Below are 19,327 nucleotides of genomic sequence, written 5' to 3'. Positions count from 1 at the left end.
GGGGCCCGGCTGCGGCGCGGGGGCCGGGGCCCTCTTTCCCCGGGGCCGCGGCCCCGTGCGGGCGGGGCACACCCGGCCGCCGGCGGCAAAAAGCGGTGGGGCGCCCTACGGCACCCCACCGCCAACGACGAGTGAATATCAGGCTTCGGGGAAATCGGATCCAGCCGAACGCTTCGCGTCCGAAGAGCCGCCGGAGACCAGGTGGTCTCGGATCTCCGCGAGGATCGCGGTGTCGGATTCAGGAGTCTCTTCGGCATCCTTCTCGGTGATCTCACGGAACTTGTTCACGGGCAGCACGATGGCGTAATAGACGACCAGGGCAAGCAGCAGGAATGAAATGAGGGCCGTGAGGAAGACGCCAACGGGGATGCCGCCGGGCGCCCAGTCGTTGAAGTTGGGTTCCTTGCCGCCGAGCACCTTCCCGATGCAGCTGAGCAGGAGATTGGTGAAGCTGGTCACGACGCTGGCAAAGGCAATGCCCATGATGAATGCAACCGCAGTGTCGATCAGGTTGCCTCGCATGATGAATTCTTTGAAGCCCTTCATGATCCTCCTTGTTTCGAGATGTATTTCAGTCGTTGCTGGGTCTTCATGCGAGACTCAAGTCAACAGGCCGCGCAACGTATCCTTGTCTACCACGCCCATTCTCGAGGACATTTAGCAGCACATGGCGCGTTGCGCCATATTCTGGGATAGGAATTCATCGCAGTTAGCAGGAGTAGGCATTCACGAGGTCTCCATGATGATGCTGAAAACGTAATGTGATGACGCTGCGACCAGTTCTTTCGCAGTGGTCTGGGATGCGGCGGCAATCACCAGTGCCCCGTCGGAGGTTCCGGATCCGCCGAGGACGCTGGCCTCAGGCAGTTGCCGAAGCGCAGCGACTCTCACCTTCGAGGCGATGGTCTTCGTCTCGCCGTCCGGAGTGGACCCGATGACGCTGATCACATCGCCAACCCTCAGCAGGGCAGCCACTCCCGGGTCGGCGATCCGGAAGGGCGCCAGGACCATTCCCGATTCCCCGGCGAGCAGGCCCTGACCGACAAGATCTGACTGGGTGAGGATGCTGCCCTGGGGCCGTGGTGCGGCCAGTACGTGGTCGAGCACCTGGCCGGTGTGCGCCAACGCACCGCCCGGGATGACATTGAGCGGCACCTCGACCGTCTTGAAGTCATCAGCCGCCAGTGTGGTGCCCGCGGGAATCTCACGGGTCGTCATCAAGACGGTGCTGGACGGCGGCGCACCCGGTGTCAGAGCCATCAGGACACAGACCAAACAGATGGCTGCGGCAAGTGCGCCGAGCCCCCGGCGGTGCCAGCGAACCACGCGCTTCACGGAATGCAACCACGCAGCGATCTTCACGCCTGGAGTGTGGGTCCGCGACTCAGGATCCGGTCAGTCGTCCACAACCGGATTGCGCGTCAGCGTTGGCGACCTGCAGGAATTGCCCGAACGATCTCGATCCGAACGGCCTTGTGGCAGTGCCGTACTCGGTTCAAGCTACTTTGGCCTCGGAAGCCGCGGAAGTCACCGGGGCAGAAGCCGGCTTGTCAGTGCTGGCGGTGGAGCTGGATGAACTCTCGGACTTGGCGGCGGAGCCTTCCTCGTGGCTCGAGCTGGCTGCGGGGATGGATGCGCTCGTCTTGCCCTTGGTGCGGTTGTCGGTGGCGTAGAAGCCCGAACCCTTGAACACGACTCCGACTGGGCTGTACACCTTGTGCAGCGGGTTCTTGCACTTCGGGCACTCTGTCAGGGCCTTGTCGGTGAACTTCTGGAAGACCTCGAAGTCGTAGCCGCAATCGGAGCAGGCATATTCATAGGTCGGCATAACGTGTCTCGTCCTTGCTGGCCGGCTGGGCACACGGCCGAGGCAATTCTACGTTCCCGTTCGGCGCACCCCGAATCAGTCGCTTACCGCGGACAGGTCTCAGCAATCCGGAATCGTGTGTGTTGCGGTGGCAGTGATCAAGACATCCACCCGATGGTCATGAATTTCTTGGGGCAGAGTGCCGAAGAGCTCGTCGTCGTTGAGAAGTACCCAGACTGGCACCCTGGCAGGCAATTCGGTGAGTGCCCTGTCGAACCATCCGCCGCCAGTGCCGAGCCGGGTGCCGTCACGGCCCGCCGCGAGAGCCGATGCGATGACCAGATCGGCACCGTGCAAGGCCGCGGCTCCCAGCGCGGTACCCATCGGCTCGGGAATGCCCCACAGGCCGGGAGCGGTACGGGTGGGGCCCTCGTACCATGCCCAGGCGACAGGGCGTGGCGTGCCGGCGCCTGCCCGGCGCCCCAGCACCGGGGCCAGTATCCGATGGCCCCTGCTGCGGAGCGCGTCCACCAGTACCAGGGTGCCGGGCTCGGGGGCTCGCGACAGATAGCAGGCGATCACTGCGCTTGCGGTCGGCCACCTGGCATCCACCAGATCAAGCACCCTTCGGGTGCGGGCCTCGTCGTCGGCGGTCCTCGAAGGCTCGGCTCGTGTCGCCCGCCTGGCGAGGACGCGGGCACGCAGCGATTGCTTGGTGACAGGGCCGACGGTGCGTCCAGGGGGGAGGTCGGCCGGCATGCCCTTATCGTAAGAGGCATGGCGCTGTTTGGTCGCAAGAAGAATATTGCCCCGCCGCCGGTCCCGGATCCGGCTCCCCGACTTCCTGAGCCTCCGAGCATGGGGCCGTTGGGGTTGCGGACTGTGGCCGCGCAGCGACAGTACGTGCTCTCGATGACGGAACCACTTGTGCCCTTCGGGATGCAGCTGCTCGATGCCTGGGGTCTCTCGCTGTGCGAGGACCTCAAGGCCGACGGTGATCTGCCGCCAGTGGCTCAGGCCGAGTGCGACGGATTCGCGATCGTCGCGGACGACCTCGGGGGTGCCGAGGCTCCTGAGGGAATGCGGCTGAGCATCAGACGGGATCTTTACAAGGTGGGTGCCGCGGTGCCGGTCCTGGCGGGCCAGGCATTGCCCGAGGGCGCTGATGCCGTCCTGCCGATGGCTCATGTCGAAGAGGATGCCGGTGAGATCACCGTGGCGGACCAGGTCCGGGTGGGGGACAACATCCGCCAGATCGGAGCCGACGCCGCCGACGGTGAGGTGCTGGTGGAGTCCGGGCGCAGGCTGGATGCGCGCATCATCGGCCTGCTCGCCGGCGCCGGATTCGACAAGGTCTTCTGTCGCCCACGGCCTCGCGTGGTGGTGCTGGCGGTGGGTGAACACCGTCCCGGTGGCGGTGAGATCGATTCGAGTGCGAGCCAGCGCAGGGATGCCGCATCGCACATGGTGGCGGCGGCGGCCAAGGCCGATGGCGCCCAGGTGTGGCGTGAGGTGGTGCCGGGTGATGATCCGGCTGCGGTGGCTGAAGCCGTTTCCGATCAGCTGATCAGAGCCGACCTGATGATCGTCTGCGGCGGTGTTGTCGGCGGTGACGCCGGACTGATGGCTCAGGCCCTCGAGGGACTGGGCCCTGCCGAGTTCTGCGAGGTGGCGATGGAGCCCGGTGGGCAATTCGGTTTCGGCCTGATCGGTCAGGACGATGTGCCGATGCTCATGATGTCCTCGGCGCCGACGGCCGCCTACGTCTCCTACCAGCTGTTCGCGAGGCCGATGATTCGTACCCTGCTGGGCGCCCAGCGGATCTATCCGGAGCCTGTCGGCTGCATGCTGGACGAGGACCTGCCTGCTGAGAAGGATGTCTTCCAGCTCCTTCCGGGACGATTGGTTCCCCGGATGGATTCGCTGCACGTGCGTCCACTCTCCGGGGCAGGGGGCCTCGACGTGCTCACCGATGCCGACGTGCTCATCGTGCTGCCCGACGATGTGGGCAGCGCCAAGGCCGGTGAACCGGTCATCTGCTGGCACACGGACGACTGATCCGATTGCGGATGGATGCCTTCGAGCTACCGTCCCAACACGGGTGGCCAATCATCCTCCGCTACGGAGCTCTCGTGCTCAGGCCGCTGCGGTGGCGTGACTCGCGGTCCTTGGCACGCCTGAGACAACGAAATCTGGCATGGACGAGGTCCTGGGATGCCACTTCTCCGACAGGTTTTGCTGCGCCGGTCGTGTCTGCCTCCCAGTTGGCGCGCACCCAGCGCCAGGCTGCTCGTGATGGAGTGCAGCTGCCATGGTTGCTGGGCTGGGACGACAGCCTCGCGCCGACCCGCAGGAGCGCGGAGAACTGTCCACCGATCGGCCAGCTGACGGTGACCAACATCACCTACGGATGCGCGCGCAATGCCAGCATCGGCTACTGGATCGACAGGGACCATGCGGGGCTGGGCCTGATGCCGACCGCGGTCGCCATGGCGAGCGACTACTGCTTCCAAGTGCTGCGACTGCACCGCCTGGAGATCTGCCTGCGCCCCGAGAATGGGCCGAGCAGACGAGTCGTCGAGAAACTGGGATTCCGTTTCGAAGGCACGCGTAAGCGGTATCTGCACATCGCCGGCGATTGGCGGGACCACGAGGTCTACGTCATGACCGAGGAGGAGTGGGCGCCGGGGGGACTCGTGCAAGAGCTGACCGGGGGAGTGGCACCGCATCAACGCTGAGTCCCTGGACCCGGCGCCGGTTCCAGCCTTTCGGGCCAGTTGGTGAACGCCGCACGGGTACCGTGGCCCACGCCCGGAGCGACCGCGCGAAGCAGCGATGCGTCCAGTTGTGCTGACGAGTTGTGTGTCGACGGCGAAACGAAATCCCTGCCAATGCTGATGACTCGGCGTGTGAGCTACGGACTTCATGGCATGGCCGCATAGCGTGTGGGCCATGGGATTGACGGGACTGATATGGCTGGCGATCGTTGCTGGATGGCTGGCGTATCTTGTTCCCCGGTTCGCCTGGCACAAGGGCGCTGGTGCGGCAGGCCCGGCAGCCAGACCCGACTTCCTCGCGGACTCGATGCGCGTGATCAGGCCGTGCAAGGCCAGTTTCTCCCGCGACGTCGATCCTGAACTCCATGTTTCCACTCCGCTGCAGCGGGAGGCCGTCTTCTTCCAGGTGCGGCGGGCCTCGCAGATTGCGGCACGCAGGCGTCGCCTCGGGCTGGTGGGAAGTTTCGCTCTGGCTCTGGCCGGTGTCCTCGTCGCGGTGCTCACCCCGGCTCCGTGGTGGCTGGCCGTGGTCGGTTTCGTGCTGCTCGTGGGTTTCGTCGTGCTCAGCCGGATCAGCGTCCACACTGTCGATGCCATGATCGATGATCGACTCGCCTCGGTCTATGAGGAATGGAACGAGGACACGGTGTGCGTCGTCGCCGATGACCTCGGCAACACTGGCCAGGAATCCGCAGAGATCAGTGTGGAACTGGACGAGCCGATGAATTCCTCGATGGCCTCGCTGCTGGAGCCCCTTGCCGTGACTCCACCAACCTATGTCTCCAAGCCGCTGCTGCCACGCTCGGTCAGGACGATCGATCTCACCCACCCGGTTCCGCTCGTCGCCCAACCCGGCATGCCCGTGCTGGCTGAGCGTCCCGAAACGCAGGATGGCGCAGGATCGGCCGGTGTCATCCGGCTGGTCAAGGAAGACATCGACAGCGTTGATCTGCCTCGGGCAGTGGGCGAATAGCTCGCCTTTGGGACGTGCAGGGCGCGGGTGGTAGTGTCTTCCGTGCTTTGACGTACATGGGGCTATGGCGCAGTTGGTAGCGCGTCTCGTTCGCAATGAGAAGGCCGGGGGTTCGAATCCCCCTAGCTCCACCAGCACTTCATTTCCGGTTTGACAAGGTCAATTATCTGGTCTTGGGGCACAGGATCGGCCACCGGGAAGCAGATTTCCCGGGTCGTTTTCGGGCTTTTGTCCGCCCGAGGCGCGTACTGATGCGGTGAATGATTCACGCTTTTCGGGGCGTAGCTGCCTGATGGGTGGTGATTTCCTCCGATGACGTCCGCACGTGTTCCGCTGAGTCAGCGAGACCTTCGCCACGGGTTGTTCTGGGTGGCTCGCCTCGTCCAGCCGTGCGGATCGATTGCCCACGGATCGCACAGCTGTTGGGCCCAGCGGGACGCCGATTGTCCCCAAACCGCTCTCGTGAGAGAGCGCTTGTGACGATGCACCCGGGTTGAGGCTTATTCCCCCGTAGGCTTAAGATGAGCTGAGAAGATTTGAGTATTCCTCTCAGGTAGAGATCATCGGGTGAGGGACTCACAGATGCGATTTCGCCCCGGGATGAGGACACGAATGAGCCCACGCAGAGCCCAGACCCAATCTGGTCTCCCCAGCGAACCGTCATACGCACCCCGTTACTCCCAGGGTTGCCGATTCGTCCCCGATACTGATCTTCCCAGGCGTGCAGAAAACGCCGCCGCCACACGCGCTGAGTTCTCGGTGCAGGGCACACGCTTTCTTGACTCATTCGATCAGGGAGCTCGCATCCCCGCCGAGGACGCAGTCTCCGGAACAACCGCAGTCTCCGAGCTGCCGGCCCGTGCAGAGGTGACCCAGCTAGCCCGGCCCGCTCGTGCCATGGCCTCGCTGCAGACCGGGGGGCCGGCTCGCGTGCTGCTGGCCGACACGCCGGTTTCTGACACAGGCACCGGCGTGGTGACTCGCATTGCCGGTCCCGCTCGTGCGCTGCAGGCCTCGGCCGCGCAGCGTGAAATGACTGGCTCTTCATGGACGCCGGCGCGTGCTCTCGTTCCCGTGACAACGCCTGCGTCCGCCGGCTCACTGAGATCTCCTAGGGCCCGACGCCGCTTCCGCTTCGCCCCGAAGACATTCCTCAGCACCCTCGCTGCTGTGGCCGTCGCTGGGTCGGTTGCCTACTTCGGTGTCTCGGCCGGTGCGGCTGCACCCGGTGGCCAGGTGATTCCCGCCAGCGCAATTCAGAGCATTTTCCAGCCCAGCCCGACGAGTCGCGAGCTTTCCCGCCCGGAATCCTCGACCGTCAAGCCCACCAGCACGACCACGTCCCCCGTACAGGCTGCCGGATCTGCCAGCGCGGGACCCGTGGGCTCGGCCTCCGGTTCTGCGGCGAGTTCCACCAGTTCTTCGGAAACGGCCAGCGCGACCGCGTCTTCTCCTGCCTCTCCCACGACGCCGGCCCCGCCTGCAACCGTCGACGGCACCACGGCACCTGGTCAGAAGGCTGCATCGTCGGTCACGGATGCGCTTGCCAGGGCAAAGTCGATGACGGGCAACATGGATTATGCCGACATGTGCCTTGCCCTGGTGGCGTCCTTCTACGGATACTCCACTTCCGGTGAGGTCGGTGCCCAGCAGGCCGCTGAACAGGCCGCCAGTGCGGGCCAGCTTCACACCGACATGTCCAACATTCCGCTGGGCGCACTCATCTGGTACAGCGGCGACTCGGTTGGAAATCCCTACGGACACGTTGCCATGTACGCAGGCAACGGCATGGTCTACAGCAATGGCGCAGGCCCTGGCAGCCAGGTCGGTCTGATTTCCATCGACACCCCGGTGAATAGCTGGCACGAGCCATTCATCGGCTGGTCCGGGGTATGGCTGCCTCACGCCACCGACTAGTTGATCTCGAGTTGCACCACGACGTGGACGAAGGACCGCGGAGTGGTCATGTCATCCGGTATGAGCCGATGCGCCTTGTGATCGCATCCCGCCAGGCTGAAATCAGCTCACGAGGCCACTGGCCGGCGAAGGGCATTCCCAGCTGGACTCCCTGACCCCAGATGTTGCCCGGGGCGTGCGTAGAACTCTCTGCACATCTTTCCTGCATTGTGTCGCCATATCTTTCTGGTCCACCGGCATTGAATTGACCTGCTGGCGTCGCCGGCAGAGGCCAGGAAAGTATCGTGTGGAGTTCACCCTTCCGTCACGGACCGGTGAATGAGTGTTCATCTGATTCTTGTGTGATTGCACATGTTGTGGGTCTATCACCGGCCTCACGACGGGCTGCCCAATGTGCCGATGCCGGCGCCAACGGTGCGGTTCCCGAACAGAATACGTCGCATTTGGCGGCAGAAGAGGTTGAGCAGTCTTGCAGAGCCATGGCCAGTCTTCGAAGATCACTCGGGCGACATTTCTCCGGGGCGCACTTGCAGCTGCAGTCGCGGCCCCCTTGGCGGGCTGTTCTTCCGCGAAAGCCTCGTCCGGATCTGGCTCCACTGGACCTGTGGAACTCACCTGGTACTACCCGGTCAATGTCGGTGGCGCCATCACCAAGACGATCCAGAGTTTGGCGGACCAGTACAAGAAGGAAAATCCCAATGTCACTGTGACCCCGGTGTACACAGGCGACTATGACGAGACACGCACCAAGATTCAAGCCGCCGTGAAAGCCAAGAAGGTACCGGATCTTGCCATTGCACTCTCCGCGGAACTTTTCCTGCTGAATGACCTCGGAGCCATTGATCCGCTCGATTCGTACATCAATGCGGATTCCGACGGTAAAGCCTATATTGACAACTTCTATGCCCCATTCCTTGCGAACTCGCAGACTGGAGGAAAGACCTGGTCCATTCCCTTCCAGCGTTCCACTGTGGTGATGTACTACAACAAGGATCTGTTCAAGAAGGCCGGTCTTGATCCGGAAAAACCCCCGCAGACCTGGGAGGAATTGCGGCAGGATGCCAAGCAACTGACTGTGGCAAACCAGCAGTGGGGCGTAGAGGTGCCGTCCACAATAGGCTGCTACTGGCTCTTGCAGGCTTTCGACCTGGAAAACGGCGACAACATCATGAACAGCGATGGCACAAAGGTCTATTTTGATCGTCCTGACAATGTCGAGGCCCTGCAATTCGTCACTGACTTGAGCCGTGTTGATAAGGTCATGCCCACCGGAACCATTGATTGGAAGACTTCGCCCACTGATTTCATCAACCAGAAGACGGCGATGCTCTATCACACCACGGGGAATTTGACGAGCATCAAGCAGAATGCGAAGTTTGACTTCGGAGTGGCATTCCTTCCGAAGAACAAGCACTATGGCACGCCGACCGGTGGCGGGAACTTCTACATTTTCAAGAACAGCCCGCAGGATCACAAGGAGCAGTCATGGAAGTTCATCCGATGGGTGACGGCACCGGAACGCGCAGCGCAGTGGAGCATCGAGACGGGCTATGTGGCGCCATCCAGGACAGCTTACGACACATCCGTCATGAAGGACTACGTCAGTGGTTTTCCTCAAGCTGCGGTGGCTCGCGACCAGCTCCAGTACGCATCTGCTGAGCTCTCAACCCATAACAATGGTCAGGTCCAGCAGACATTGAGCGATGCCATGCAGGCGGCGGTCACGGGCAGCAAGACCCCGGCTCAAGCGCTGAATGACGCCCAAAGCCAGGCCGATTCCTATCTGATGCCGTTCAACAAGTAGCTGACCACCAGAAGGAAGAGAAGACACACTCGTGCGTGTTCGCCGTCGCCGGGGCAGGAGCAGCATCACCGTGGCGCTGCTCCTGCTGCCCTCGTTCGTGTTTCTGGCCATCTTCACCGTGTACCCGATTCTCAGAACGATCGGCCTCAGTTTCTTCCAACAGGACATGGCCTCGTCCATCTCAGAGTTCGTGGGACTCGGGAATTTCTTGGGCCTGTGGCATGACGCTCTGTTCTGGAAGGTTGTCGTCAATACCTTCTACTTCGTCATGGGGATCGTGCCGATCAGCTTGGCCCTGGCGATCATCATGGCGATGATGGCCAATCGCGTCTTCCGAGGGAACCGTGCAGTTCAGGCAGTCTTCTTCTACCCGGTGGTGCTGCCATTGGTCGCTGTGGCCAATATCTGGCTCTACTTGTATTCCCCGAATGGCTTGTTCTCGGCCGTGTTGGCATTTTTCAGAATATTCAATGTCAATCCGTTGGCGGACACCAGCACCGTGATACCGGCCTTGATTGTCATGTTGATCTGGAAAGACGCCAGCTTCTACATGATTTTCTATTTGGCTGCCTTCAAAAATCTTCCGGAGGATGTGTACGAGGCGGCGGCCCTGGACGGTGCGCATGGCTGGCGCCTGTTCTGGAGGATCACTTTTCCTCTGCTCATGCCAACAACAGTATTTTGCGTGGTCATGGCCACGGCAGATTCCTTCCATCTGATCGACCATCTCATCATCATGACCCAGGGTGGCCCGAACAATGCGAGCAATACGCTGCTCTACTACACCTACCAGAATTCATTCCAATTCCTGGATCCTGGTAAAGCATCCGCACTGACCGCGGTTCTGCTTGTCATTCTTCTGATCATCTTCGGTGTGCAGTTCTTGGGCCTGGACAGGAAAATCACCTATGCATGAGAAATCTGGCACTCGTTCTCTGAAGACAGTGTGGACTCTTCTCTTCTCGCTGGTGTGGATTGTGCCGCTGGTCTGGGTGGTGGTGCGGTCATTTGAGCCTGATGGTGGTGGAGGTTACTCCTTGGCGAATTTTGCATCAGCATGGGATGCTGCCCCTTTCCCGATCTACTACATGAACACCATTGAGATTGCGGTGTGTGTGCTTGCGGTTCAGCTCATCACGAGCACGTTCGCTGCGTATGCGTTCGCGCGGTTTGAGTTTCCATTCCGGAATGCATTGTTCATGGTCTATCTGGTGCAGATCATGGTGCCCCCAGAAGTACTGATCTTTCCCAACTTTTCAACAATCGGAGATCTTGGGCTCGTCGACACCAAGCTCGCGATCATGCTTCCCTATTTCTTCTCGGCCTTCGGGGTCTTCCTCCTTCGTCAAGCTTTCAAGGGCATTCCCATTGAATTGGAAGAAGCCGCCAGGATCTCCGGGTGCAACACGCTTCAGGTCATTTGGCATATTGACGTGCCTCTTGCGATCCCAACTTTTGTGGCGTTCGGGCTGGTGTCGGTGACCCGTCAGTGGTCGAATTTTCTGTGGCCGCTGGTCGTCACGAATTCAGACGACAACAGGCCATTGTCCTTGGGCATGTCCATGTTCGCCAAGACCACGGAGAGCAGTGCCCAGTGGGGAACGCTCTCTGCAGCCACGCTGCTGGTCATTGCCCCTGTGCTGATTGTGTTCGTCATCTTCCAACGCCAATTCGTCAGCTCCTTCATGAACTCCGGGGTCAAGTGAGCGAGTCGCTCATCGCTTTCAGGCTGACAGTGATGCTGAACGGTGCAGTGAGCCGGTAACGTGACTCGCGGCGTGGATCGGCGTGCTGAGGTTTCATCGTCGCGGGTGCACAGAGGTGCGATCCTGCCGTCGTCAGCGGGGAGTGAACACATGAGACTTGCGATCATCGGTTCGGGCAAGATCGTGCAAGAAGTGTTGCCGGTGCTCGGCGATCTGCCGGCCATCGAGCTGAGGGCGATCTGTGGGCGGGCACAGAGCACAGACAAGCTCAATGGCCTGGCTGCGAAATTCGGCATCGGGCGTGTGTACACCGATTTCGCCGAATGTCTGGCTGATCCGAATCTCGACACCGCCTACATCGCGCTTCCCAATACCCTGCACTACGAGTACGCCAAGGCGGCACTTCTGGCGGGAAAGAATCTCATCTGCGAGAAGCCCTTCACAATGAACCTGGCGCAGTTCGACGAGTTGCAACAAATCGCTGAGGACAAGCAGTTGATTCTGGTGGAGGCCATCACCACCGCCTATCAATCCAACTATTTGGCGGTCAAGGAGTGCCTGCCCGAGATCGGCGTGCTGAAGATGATCCAGTGCGGCTATTCGCAGTACTCCTCGCGCTATGACGCCTTCGAACGTGGCGAAATAGCCCCGGCCTTCGACCCTGCCATGGGCGGTGGCGCCCTGATGGATCTCGGCATCTATCCCATTCATTTCGCTGTGGGGCTACTCGGCGAACCGGTCTCGGTGAGCTATTCCCCGAACATGGACAAGGGCGTCGATACCTCCGGCGTCGCGGTCCTGGACTATGGCGATCACAAGGTCGTATGCGTCTGTGCGAAGGATTCGGGCGCGCCCAACAGACAGGTCATCCAGGGCGTGAAGGGCTCGATCATCATGGACGCCGCACCCAACGAATGCGGTCCCTTCACCGTCGACATCCGCGGTTGCGAACCGCGTCACATCGATCGGACAGTTCATCCACACAGAATGTTCGAGGAATTCCAGACATTCGAGCGAATGATCGCCGAACATGACCTGGCGGGGTGCTCTACGCAACTCGATCACAGCAGGCGGGCCCTCTCGGTACTGGTGCAGGCGAGAGCGTCGTACTGACCGGCAGGTTTCAGATTCTCCGTCGTCTTCCTGGCAGCGAATTCCGCAGATGTCCACTCGGGGTACCTGGCGGCATCCGGAGTTGCGGGCCCCGCACCCATTACGGCCGTGAATTTCTCAGGGCGCCGCATGTTTGATGATGGCACTGCTTTGATGATGGCACTGTTTCGCCCGAAATCAGATGAATCCATCGACCGGTGGCCCCGTGCTACCATCTCCAGCGGTGGTGCTTGCAAACCACCCGCGTCGTTGAACGCTTCGTGGCTGCCCGCGCACAGCGCAGGCCCACATCTCATCCGGACACCGGATGCATGATTGCTTTCGTACGGCGAACGGACGCGTCAAATCCGGCGCCTTCGCCCATTTTCAATGCACCGGGCTCGCTATCCCGGGGAAGAAACTCATGACTTCAACTGTCGCCACGTCCGTGGCGCCTGCCGTCGGCGCCGCCACGGCATCACCCGCCCTCGCTTCACCCACTTTCGCTTCCTTGGGCGTGCCCCAGGCACTGGTCGCCGTGCTCGAGCAGCAGGGCAAGGCCAGCGCCTTCCCGATCCAGGCCGACACGCTCCCTGACACTCTCGCCGGGCGCGATGTGCTCGGGCGTGGCAAGACCGGTTCCGGCAAGACCCTCGCCTTCACCATTCCCATGGTTGCCCGGCTCGGCGCCGGCAATGGTCAGGGGCGCAACGAGCCCCATCGTCCTCGCGGCCTGGTCCTGGCTCCCACCCGTGAACTGGCCACCCAGATCGCAGAGGTTGCCACACCGCTGGCGCATGCCCTCGGGCTTCGCGTCACCACCGTCTTCGGCGGGGTCAAGCAGTCCCGCCAGCAGAATGCCCTGGATCGTGGCGCGGCAATCGTCGTCGCTTGTCCTGGGCGTCTTGAGGACCTCATGCGGCAGGGCATCATCTCGCTGTCCAGCGTGCAGATCACTGTCATCGACGAGGCCGATCTGATGGCTGACATGGGCTTCCTGCCCGGTGTCACTCGCATTCTCAAGGCCACTCAGGCCAAGGGCCAGCACATGCTGTTCTCGGCCACGCTCGACAACGGTGTGGACCGGCTGGTGCACCAGTTCCTGCACGACCCGAAGGTGCACTCGGTGGATTCGGCGGAATCCCACGTGGACACGATGACCCACCACGTCTTCGAGGTCTCCAACCCTGCGCAGAAGAGCCAGATCGTGCAGACCCTGGCCTCCGGCACTGGCCGGCGCATTCTGTTCTTCCGCACCAAGCACCACGCCAAGCGTGCAGCCAAGCAGCTCACAGCTGCCGGCATTCCAGCGGTCGACCTGCAGGGCAATCTCTCCCAGAACGCCCGGGAGCGCAACCTCGCTGCATTCGAATCCGGCAAGGTGCACGTGCTGGCGGCCACCGATGTGGCGGCTCGTGGCGTCGATGTCGCCAATGTCGAACTGGTCATCCACGTCGATCCACCGACCGAGCACAAGGAATACTTGCACCGTTCGGGCCGTACCGCCCGCGCCGGTCACAGCGGGGACGTCGTGACACTGTGTTTGCCGCAGGAGCGCCGTGATCTCGCCAGCGTGCTGCGCAGGGCCAAGATTCGCACCCAGCCCATTCAGGTCACCGCGGATTCTCCCGAGGTCGAGGAACTGGTGGGGGAGCGTGCACCGCGCGTCGCCCCGGTCATCGTCGCGCCTGTTCAGCAGGGTCGATCTGGTGGTCCGCAGCGTTCTCGTGGCCGCAATGGTGGCCCGAATGCCTCCGGTGGGCGTGGCCACGGCAGGTCGAACAGACGTGGTGGCTCCGGCTCCGCCGAGCAGCGCAACGGTGGTTCCCGCTCCGGTGGTTCACGTTCTGGCAACAACGGCGGTGCCGCAGCCTTCTCCAGCCAGGGCAACCGGGGTGGCTCAGGGCGTCGCCACTGAACCACTGATCAACTGATCGGACAGATGAACCGGCTGCACCCACCTACTGAGGTGGATGCGGCCGGTTCGTCGCGTGTGAACGGTGTGATGGTGAATGGCTTGATGGGCTTCACTCTTGTACCCACTGGGCAACGAGGATGAAGCCCATCAAGACCGTGGTGTCACAGAATTACTCGCTGGAGCGCTGCGGCCCCAGTTCTGGATCCGACTCCGCATCGGGGCCCTCCGGTTGGTCTGCCGGGGGATCGGCCTGCTGATCGGCTGTGGCTGCAGCAGGGATCTCGGTGGGCATCGTCGACCCTGGAATCGCAGGACTTGCCTTCTGCTCCGGCGTGTTGCTGGGCGCGAGTCCCCGGTTCTTATTCACGGACAGTCGGTCCGTCAGCCGCCCTTCAAGAGCTTTCGCCTCGGCAATAGCCTGTTCAACAGATTCCTGCGACTTCTGCTCATCGGCCTTCTTCTGCTTCTCGATCTCAGCGAAGACGTCGACCGGTGTCGGCGGATCGAACCCCTCTGCATCAGTCTCCGCTTCTTCATTCGCACCGGGGCCGGACCGATTTCCCACCAGGCTGCCCAGCCCCTTGAGCGCCTCGTTCAGCTCGCTGGGCACGATCCACATCTTGTTTGCCTCACCGCGGGCCAGGTTCGGCAGCATCCGAAGGTACTGGTAGGACAACAGCGAGGGCGTGGGCTTGCTGGCATGAATGGCGCTGAATGTGGTGGAGATGGCCTGTGCTTCGCCCTCTGCCCGCAGCATCGAGGCCTGCCGATCAGCCTGTGCCCTCAGCACCGCAGATTCGCGGTCGCCCTGAGCCCTCAGGATGGACGCCTCTCGGTCGCCGGAGGCCGACAGAATCTGAGACTGGCGCTGGCCCTCGGCCAACAGAATGGCTGCCCGCTTGTCGCGCTCGGCCCGTGCACCCTTCTCCATGGCGTCGCGGATGGTGGCCGGCGGTTCGATGGAGCGCAGCTCCACACGATTGACCTTGATGCCCCACTTGCCGGTGGCCTCGTCGAGCACCGCGCGCAACTTCTGGTTGATCTCTTCCCGGCTGGTGAGGGTCTGTTCGAGATCGAGCCCGCCGATGATGTTGCGCAGCGTGGTCATGGTGAGCTGCTCGATGGCCTGGATGTAGTTCTGCGCCTCATAGGCCGCGCGCACCGGGTCGATCACCTGGTAGTAGATGACGGAATCGATGCTCACCATGAGGTTGTCCTCGGTGATGACACCCTGCGGGGGAAAGGGCACCACGGCTTCCCGCATGTCCATCTTGTAGCGCACCGAGTCGATGATCGGCACGAGGAGGTGCGGCCCGGGCGACAGTGAGCGATTGAACTTTCCGAGTCGTTCCACCACCCCGACCTGTTGCTGGCGGATGACTCGTACGGACTTCACGAGCAGTGTCACGAACACGATGGCGATGATGATCGAGATGATTGTTACGAATGTCATGGCAACCTCCTGAAGCTGTCGGTGAGGCTCACGCCTCAGGTCTGTTCTGGTTGGTGTTGTGCCTCGGGGCTGACGTCGTTGTAATCCGGCCCGGGCTTCCGTGGGTGCGGCGTCCGTGCCGGCATCGTCCCCATGATTCATGGCACCGGTCTCGGGTCATTGGGTTTCACCCCATGTCAGGGGTCCATTCCGGGGATAGACGACAGCGATGGCGCCGTCGATCTCGAATACTTCGATGTCGGTTCCGGATTCGATGACTCCACCGATGCTGCGGGCAGTCCAGGTGTCACCGGAGATTTTGGCCTCGCCGCCGGTGGGCGTGATCTGGGAGAGGGCAACCCCGGGGGCGCCGACAATCTTGTCCAGGCTGGAGCGATAACCGGCCGAATTCCGGACCTTGCGCAGCAAGGTGGGGCGCAAGAAGGCGAGCATCACCCAGGCCACCAGGATGGCGATGATGATCTGCAACCAGAACAGATGGGGGAAAGCCAGCGCCACGAGTCCGCCGGCAATGGCTCCGCTGGCGAGCATGAGCAGCGTCATCTCAGTGGTGAGGAACTCGCACACGCCGAGAACCGCGCCGGCGGCCATCCATGCCGCCCAGCCATAGTCCCTCAGCCAGTCATTCATGTCGTCCTCGTCGGGTGTCCTGTTGTCGATTGGTTGTCGAGTGGTCCTGGTGTGCGCTGTGCTCGCGGGTTACGCCATCGAGAAGCATCGTGCGCAGTGCTGCATCGCGCTGCTTCGACGAAAACCCCGGCGCCGGCCTCGTCGTGCCATCCACGCTACACGGTGCCCCTGACATCCCCGAGCCTCATCATTCCGGAGCACTTTCCCTCGTCAGCGTCATGAAGACAGCCGACCTGAGATGCGGATCAGGGTGAACAACCTGCGCGTGGCCACTCGGTGTGCCCTCCCTGTGCATCTGACTGCGTGTTCAGCACTGGTCGGGCTACCGATGAGCGGGCTGGCCACGCGGAGGGCGGCAAAAATCTCATAAAAGCGAAGGGCCCTGTTGAACTTATGCAGGAACCTACCTATAGTACGTAGGGACCTGCCGATCGGACAGAGATGCAGGAGCCGAGGACGGACAAGCGGGGCGATCGCGGAGCCGGTCGGCTTCGGCCATCCGGCAGGCAGGTCACAAACCAACATAGTTCCAGGCCTGGCACGGACAAGCCGGCCCGGACATCACTTCATCAAAGGAAAAGACATGAATGACAACCAGAACACAAACAATCGGAACATCGACGACAGTGACCAGACAATCGGCGACGAGCAGGGCTCGCCGCCGACCACGCAGCAACTCACCGCACGCCTCACCTATCTGTTCATCCTTCTCAAGCGAGGCGATGCCTGGCTGCGTCAAGGATCGCGTTCAGCTCCCGGGGTGCTCCAGGGCCAGGGGCGTGTACTCCGCCTGCTGGCGCTGCATTCACCGGTGGCGCAGAAGGACCTCGCCTACCTGCTCGGCATCCGCTCCCAGTCGCTGGCCGAACTGCTCGGCAAGCTCGAGGCGTCCGGGCTGGTGAGCCGCAGCCAGAACCCCGACGACAGGCGCAGCTGGCTCGTGGAGATCACCGAGGAAGGCCGCCAGCAGGCGGAATCCCAGCCAAGCATTGAGGAGGGACCCTTCTCCGCATTGGAGGAGTCAGAACGCCGCCAGCTGGCCGAACTGCTCGACCGCGTGATCGACGAGGTGGAGAAGAATCTGCCAGGTGGCGTTGACAGGCGCCTGCAGGCGATGCGCCGGATGTGGTCCGGCGATGAGGACCCAGAGGACGGCCTCGGCTGGGGTCCGTGGGGACGCGGTCCACGACATCGTGGCGGAGCCGAATGGTTCGGTGGCCCACAGGGCCATCGTCGCCCGGAGAGCGGGCGCGACCCGGAGAACCATCACGGTCATCGCGGCGAGCATGGCCCAGAGGGTCATCACGGTCATGACGGGCACCGCGCAAGAGGTATGCGATGAATCATTCTCTGGCAGTGCAGGCCGAGGGGCTTGTCAAGGTGTTCGGTTCCATGAGAGCAGTCGACGGGGTGGATCTCGAAGTGCGAGCGGGCTCCGTGTACGGAGTGCTCGGCCCCAATGGCGCGGGCAAGACGACAACGATCTCGATGCTTGCCACGTTGCTCAAGCCGGACGGCGGTCGTGCTCAGGTGTTCGGGCATGACGTGGTCCGCGATGCCGGTATCGTTCGGCAGCTGATCGGTGTGACCGGCCAGTACGCCTCGGTGGACGAGACCCTGTCCGCCACCGAGAATCTGGTGCTCTTCGCCCGGCTGCTGGGTTTCAGCCGCCGAGATGCCAAGTCCAAGGCGACAGAGCTGCTCGAGCGATTCGGGCTCACCGCGGCAGCCAGGCGTCCGCTGAAGAAGTTCTCCGGCGGAATGCGGCGTCGCTTGGACCTGGCGGCCTCTCTCATCGCTCAACCCCCGCTGATCTTCCTCGACGAACCCACCACGGGCCTCGACCCGCGAACTCGTGGGCAGATGTGGGACACCATCCGAGAACTCGTGGCAACAGGTTCCACCGTGCTGCTCACCACGCAATATCTGGACGAGGCCGACCAGCTCGCCGACAGGATCGCCGTGATCGATGAGGGGCGAGTGGTGGCCGAAGGCACCCCTGACCAGCTCAAGGAATCGGTTGGATCCTCCTCGCTGATTCTGCGGCTGGCCGACCCTGCAGATACCTGGGCCACGCTGGAGACCATCGGCCGCGTGCTGCGCGTCAACGGTGTGGCCAGTCCCGAGGCCGCCCGGATCATCGTCCCGATGACCGACGCCGATCTGGTCGCCGACCTGCTCATCGCGATGCGTGAGGCGCATCTGGCGATCTCGGAGTTCAGCGTCCAGAAACCCACCCTCGACGAGGTCTTCCTCGCCCTCACCGGTCACGACACCGGCCCCTCGGATGATGCTGACAAGGAGTTCGCGGCATGAGCACAATCACTGTCCTCCCTGGCGACAGGCAATTGACCAATCGCCTCGGTCTTCGCCGGACAGTCAACAATTCACTGGTGATGGCCTGGCGCGGACTGCTGAAGATCCGGCGCACCCCGGAACAACTCTTCGACGTGGTTGCGCAGCCGATCCTGTTCACGGTGATGTTCGCCTATCTGTTCGGCGGGGCAATCGCGGGGAATGTGTCTGCCTACCTGCCCACCCTCATTCCAGGAATTCTCGTGCAGACGGTGATCACGACATCGGTGGTCACCGGCACCCAGCTGCGTGAGGACATGGACAAGGGCGTCTTTGCACGCTTCCGATCGCTGCCCATCGCGAGGATCTCCCCGCTCGCCGGTGCGCTGCTGGCGGACACCTTGCGCTACGGCATCGCGACGGCGCTGACCTTCGTCGTGGGATGGATCATCGGCTTTCACCCGGCAGGCGGTCTCGGAAGTGTCGTGCTGGCAGGGCTTCTCGTGGTGATCTGTTCGTGGGCGATCAGCTGGATCTTCGCCTTCTTCGGGGTCATCGCCCGCACTGCGTCGAGCGTCCAGGGCATTGCCATGGTCGTGCTGTTCCCGCTCACCTTCTTGTCCAATGCCTATGTGCCGCTGGAAACCCTGCCCTCAGGCTTGCGCTGGTTCGCCACCGTGAATCCGATCTCGCACCTGGTCAGCGCGGTGCGAGAGCTGGTGAATCATTCCATCATCGGAACCGATGTGGTGTGGTCCCTGGCGGGCGCCGCGGTGATCGTCGCGATGTTCGCTCCCATCACGGTGAGGGCATACATGCGCAAGGCCTGAGCACATGCCGGACGAACCGGCGAGGACGTCAGGATCAGCGGATTGCGGCGCTCAGCTGATCTGGCCGCATTGTGGTGGAGCAGGCCGGCCCATTCGCCGTCGTGCTTCACTGAGCGCCAATGACA

At 62.4% G+C, this 19,327-nt stretch carries 19 protein-coding genes and 1 tRNA gene; 13 read left to right on the top strand and 7 right to left on the bottom strand.

Annotated features, from left to right (window positions below; all coding sequences use genetic code 11):
- Window positions 1-138: 138 nt before the first annotated feature.
- From mscL to ABF648_RS02805, 4 genes are all read right to left on the bottom strand, one after another.
- Complete coding sequence (mscL, locus tag ABF648_RS02820; RefSeq protein ID WP_415630776.1) at window positions 139-546, bottom strand: large conductance mechanosensitive channel protein MscL; 408 nt, start codon at window positions 544-546, stop codon at window positions 139-141.
- A gap of 180 nt (window positions 547-726) precedes the next feature.
- Window positions 727-1,362 (bottom strand): SAF domain-containing protein, encoded by a 636-nt coding sequence (locus ABF648_RS02815; protein ID WP_415630775.1) that lies wholly within the window; start codon window positions 1,360-1,362, stop codon window positions 727-729.
- Window positions 1,363-1,495: 133 nt separating this feature from the next.
- Window positions 1,496-1,828 (bottom strand): FmdB family zinc ribbon protein, encoded by a 333-nt coding sequence (locus ABF648_RS02810; protein WP_415630774.1) that lies wholly within the window; start codon window positions 1,826-1,828, stop codon window positions 1,496-1,498.
- Between the two features lie 99 nt (window positions 1,829-1,927).
- Complete coding sequence (locus tag ABF648_RS02805) at window positions 1,928-2,566, bottom strand: 5-formyltetrahydrofolate cyclo-ligase (RefSeq protein ID WP_415630773.1); 639 nt, start codon at window positions 2,564-2,566, stop codon at window positions 1,928-1,930.
- Between the two features lie 18 nt (window positions 2,567-2,584).
- Between ABF648_RS02805 and glp the strand changes: the two genes are divergently transcribed.
- The 4 genes from glp to ABF648_RS02785 all read left to right on the top strand — a co-directional run bounded on the left by glp (window position 2,585) and on the right by ABF648_RS02785 (window position 5,691).
- Entirely contained in the window at window positions 2,585-3,865 is a 1,281-nt protein-coding gene (glp, locus tag ABF648_RS02800; protein WP_415630772.1) for a gephyrin-like molybdotransferase Glp, read from the top strand.
- Between the two features lie 11 nt (window positions 3,866-3,876).
- Entirely contained in the window at window positions 3,877-4,545 is a 669-nt protein-coding gene (locus tag ABF648_RS02795) for a GNAT family N-acetyltransferase (protein WP_415630771.1), read from the top strand.
- Window positions 4,546-4,759: 214 nt separating this feature from the next.
- On the top strand, window positions 4,760-5,557 hold the full coding sequence (locus ABF648_RS02790; RefSeq protein WP_415630770.1) for a hypothetical protein: 798 nt from the start codon (window positions 4,760-4,762) through the stop codon (window positions 5,555-5,557).
- A 58-nt stretch (window positions 5,558-5,615) separates the two neighbouring features.
- Window positions 5,616-5,691 (top strand) — tRNA-Ala (locus tag ABF648_RS02785).
- 1,122 nt (window positions 5,692-6,813) lie between these two features.
- On the opposite strand, the gene ABF648_RS02780 is transcribed toward ABF648_RS02785, so the two are convergent.
- On the bottom strand, window positions 6,814-7,056 hold the full coding sequence (locus ABF648_RS02780) for a hypothetical protein (RefSeq protein ID WP_415630769.1): 243 nt from the start codon (window positions 7,054-7,056) through the stop codon (window positions 6,814-6,816).
- 73 nt (window positions 7,057-7,129) lie between these two features.
- On the opposite strand from ABF648_RS02780, the gene ABF648_RS02775 reads away from it, so the two are divergent.
- The 6 genes from ABF648_RS02775 to ABF648_RS02750 all read left to right on the top strand — a co-directional run bounded on the left by ABF648_RS02775 (window position 7,130) and on the right by ABF648_RS02750 (window position 13,994).
- Window positions 7,130-7,474: a hypothetical protein gene (locus ABF648_RS02775; RefSeq protein ID WP_415630768.1), complete on the top strand. Its 345-nt coding sequence runs from the start codon at window positions 7,130-7,132 to the stop codon at window positions 7,472-7,474.
- Window positions 7,475-8,078: 604 nt separating this feature from the next.
- A complete protein-coding gene (locus tag ABF648_RS02770) occupies window positions 8,079-9,278 on the top strand; it encodes an ABC transporter substrate-binding protein (RefSeq protein WP_415630767.1) in 1,200 nt (399 codons plus the stop codon).
- Window positions 9,279-9,348: 70 nt separating this feature from the next.
- Window positions 9,349-10,194 (top strand): carbohydrate ABC transporter permease, encoded by an 846-nt coding sequence (locus ABF648_RS02765; RefSeq protein ID WP_415630766.1) that lies wholly within the window; start codon window positions 9,349-9,351, stop codon window positions 10,192-10,194.
- Window positions 10,187-10,984 (top strand): carbohydrate ABC transporter permease, encoded by a 798-nt coding sequence (locus ABF648_RS02760; RefSeq protein WP_415630765.1) that lies wholly within the window; start codon window positions 10,187-10,189, stop codon window positions 10,982-10,984. The genes ABF648_RS02765 and ABF648_RS02760 overlap by 8 nt, the downstream gene beginning before the upstream one ends.
- 150 nt (window positions 10,985-11,134) lie before the next feature.
- Window positions 11,135-12,097, top strand: coding sequence for a Gfo/Idh/MocA family protein (locus ABF648_RS02755; protein ID WP_415630764.1), 963 nt, complete (start codon window positions 11,135-11,137; stop codon window positions 12,095-12,097).
- Between the two features lie 403 nt (window positions 12,098-12,500).
- Entirely contained in the window at window positions 12,501-13,994 is a 1,494-nt protein-coding gene (locus ABF648_RS02750; RefSeq protein ID WP_415630763.1) for a DEAD/DEAH box helicase, read from the top strand.
- Window positions 13,995-14,163: 169 nt separating this feature from the next.
- On the opposite strand, the gene ABF648_RS02745 is transcribed toward ABF648_RS02750, so the two are convergent.
- Window positions 14,164-15,447, bottom strand: a complete 1,284-nt coding sequence (locus ABF648_RS02745; protein WP_415630762.1) for an SPFH domain-containing protein — start codon at window positions 15,445-15,447, stop codon at window positions 14,164-14,166.
- Between the two features lie 156 nt (window positions 15,448-15,603).
- Complete coding sequence (locus ABF648_RS02740) at window positions 15,604-16,077, bottom strand: NfeD family protein (RefSeq protein ID WP_415630761.1); 474 nt, start codon at window positions 16,075-16,077, stop codon at window positions 15,604-15,606.
- 583 nt (window positions 16,078-16,660) lie between these two features.
- On the opposite strand from ABF648_RS02740, the gene ABF648_RS02735 reads away from it, so the two are divergent.
- The 3 genes from ABF648_RS02735 to ABF648_RS02725 are packed head-to-tail and all read left to right on the top strand — an operon-like array spanning window position 16,661 to window position 19,202.
- Window positions 16,661-17,419, top strand: coding sequence for a MarR family winged helix-turn-helix transcriptional regulator (locus ABF648_RS02735; RefSeq protein ID WP_415630760.1), 759 nt, complete (start codon window positions 16,661-16,663; stop codon window positions 17,417-17,419).
- Entirely contained in the window at window positions 17,416-18,393 is a 978-nt protein-coding gene (locus tag ABF648_RS02730) for an ATP-binding cassette domain-containing protein (RefSeq protein WP_415630759.1), read from the top strand. The genes ABF648_RS02735 and ABF648_RS02730 overlap by 4 nt, the downstream gene beginning before the upstream one ends.
- Complete coding sequence (locus ABF648_RS02725; protein WP_415630758.1) at window positions 18,390-19,202, top strand: ABC transporter permease; 813 nt, start codon at window positions 18,390-18,392, stop codon at window positions 19,200-19,202. The genes ABF648_RS02730 and ABF648_RS02725 overlap by 4 nt, the downstream gene beginning before the upstream one ends.
- The last annotated feature ends 125 nt before the right edge of the window (window positions 19,203-19,327 follow it).

It is taken from the genome of Propionibacterium sp., assembly GCF_047719395.1.
Lineage (GTDB): Bacteria > Actinomycetota > Actinomycetes > Propionibacteriales > Propionibacteriaceae > Propionibacterium.
The sequence above is the reverse complement of the archived record's forward strand: the minus strand, read 5'-3'. Positions and strand labels throughout refer to the sequence as shown.

Excerpts from the sequence above, each read along its gene's own strand:
- ABF648_RS02735 (WP_415630760.1), top strand. The coding sequence starts at position 16,661 with ATGAATGACAACCAGAACACAAACAATCGGAACATCGACGACAGTGAC.
- ABF648_RS02740 (WP_415630761.1), bottom strand. The coding sequence starts at position 16,077 with ATGAATGACTGGCTGAGGGACTATGGCTGGGCGGCATGGATGGCCGCC.
- ABF648_RS02805 (WP_415630773.1), bottom strand. The coding sequence starts at position 2,566 with ATGCCGGCCGACCTCCCCCCTGGACGCACCGTCGGCCCTGTCACCAAG.
- mscL (WP_415630776.1), bottom strand. The coding sequence starts at position 546 with ATGAAGGGCTTCAAAGAATTCATCATGCGAGGCAACCTGATCGACACT.
- ABF648_RS02790 (WP_415630770.1), top strand. The coding sequence starts at position 4,760 with ATGGGATTGACGGGACTGATATGGCTGGCGATCGTTGCTGGATGGCTG.
- ABF648_RS02810 (WP_415630774.1), bottom strand. The coding sequence starts at position 1,828 with ATGCCGACCTATGAATATGCCTGCTCCGATTGCGGCTACGACTTCGAG.
- ABF648_RS02725 (WP_415630758.1), top strand. The coding sequence starts at position 18,390 with ATGAGCACAATCACTGTCCTCCCTGGCGACAGGCAATTGACCAATCGC.
- ABF648_RS02730 (WP_415630759.1), top strand. The coding sequence starts at position 17,416 with ATGAATCATTCTCTGGCAGTGCAGGCCGAGGGGCTTGTCAAGGTGTTC.
- ABF648_RS02745 (WP_415630762.1), bottom strand. The coding sequence starts at position 15,447 with ATGACATTCGTAACAATCATCTCGATCATCATCGCCATCGTGTTCGTG.
- ABF648_RS02795 (WP_415630771.1), top strand. The coding sequence starts at position 3,877 with ATGGATGCCTTCGAGCTACCGTCCCAACACGGGTGGCCAATCATCCTC.
- ABF648_RS02775 (WP_415630768.1), top strand. The coding sequence starts at position 7,130 with ATGGATTATGCCGACATGTGCCTTGCCCTGGTGGCGTCCTTCTACGGA.
- ABF648_RS02760 (WP_415630765.1), top strand. The coding sequence starts at position 10,187 with ATGCATGAGAAATCTGGCACTCGTTCTCTGAAGACAGTGTGGACTCTT.
- ABF648_RS02750 (WP_415630763.1), top strand. The coding sequence starts at position 12,501 with ATGACTTCAACTGTCGCCACGTCCGTGGCGCCTGCCGTCGGCGCCGCC.
- glp (WP_415630772.1), top strand. The coding sequence starts at position 2,585 with ATGGCGCTGTTTGGTCGCAAGAAGAATATTGCCCCGCCGCCGGTCCCG.
- ABF648_RS02755 (WP_415630764.1), top strand. The coding sequence starts at position 11,135 with ATGAGACTTGCGATCATCGGTTCGGGCAAGATCGTGCAAGAAGTGTTG.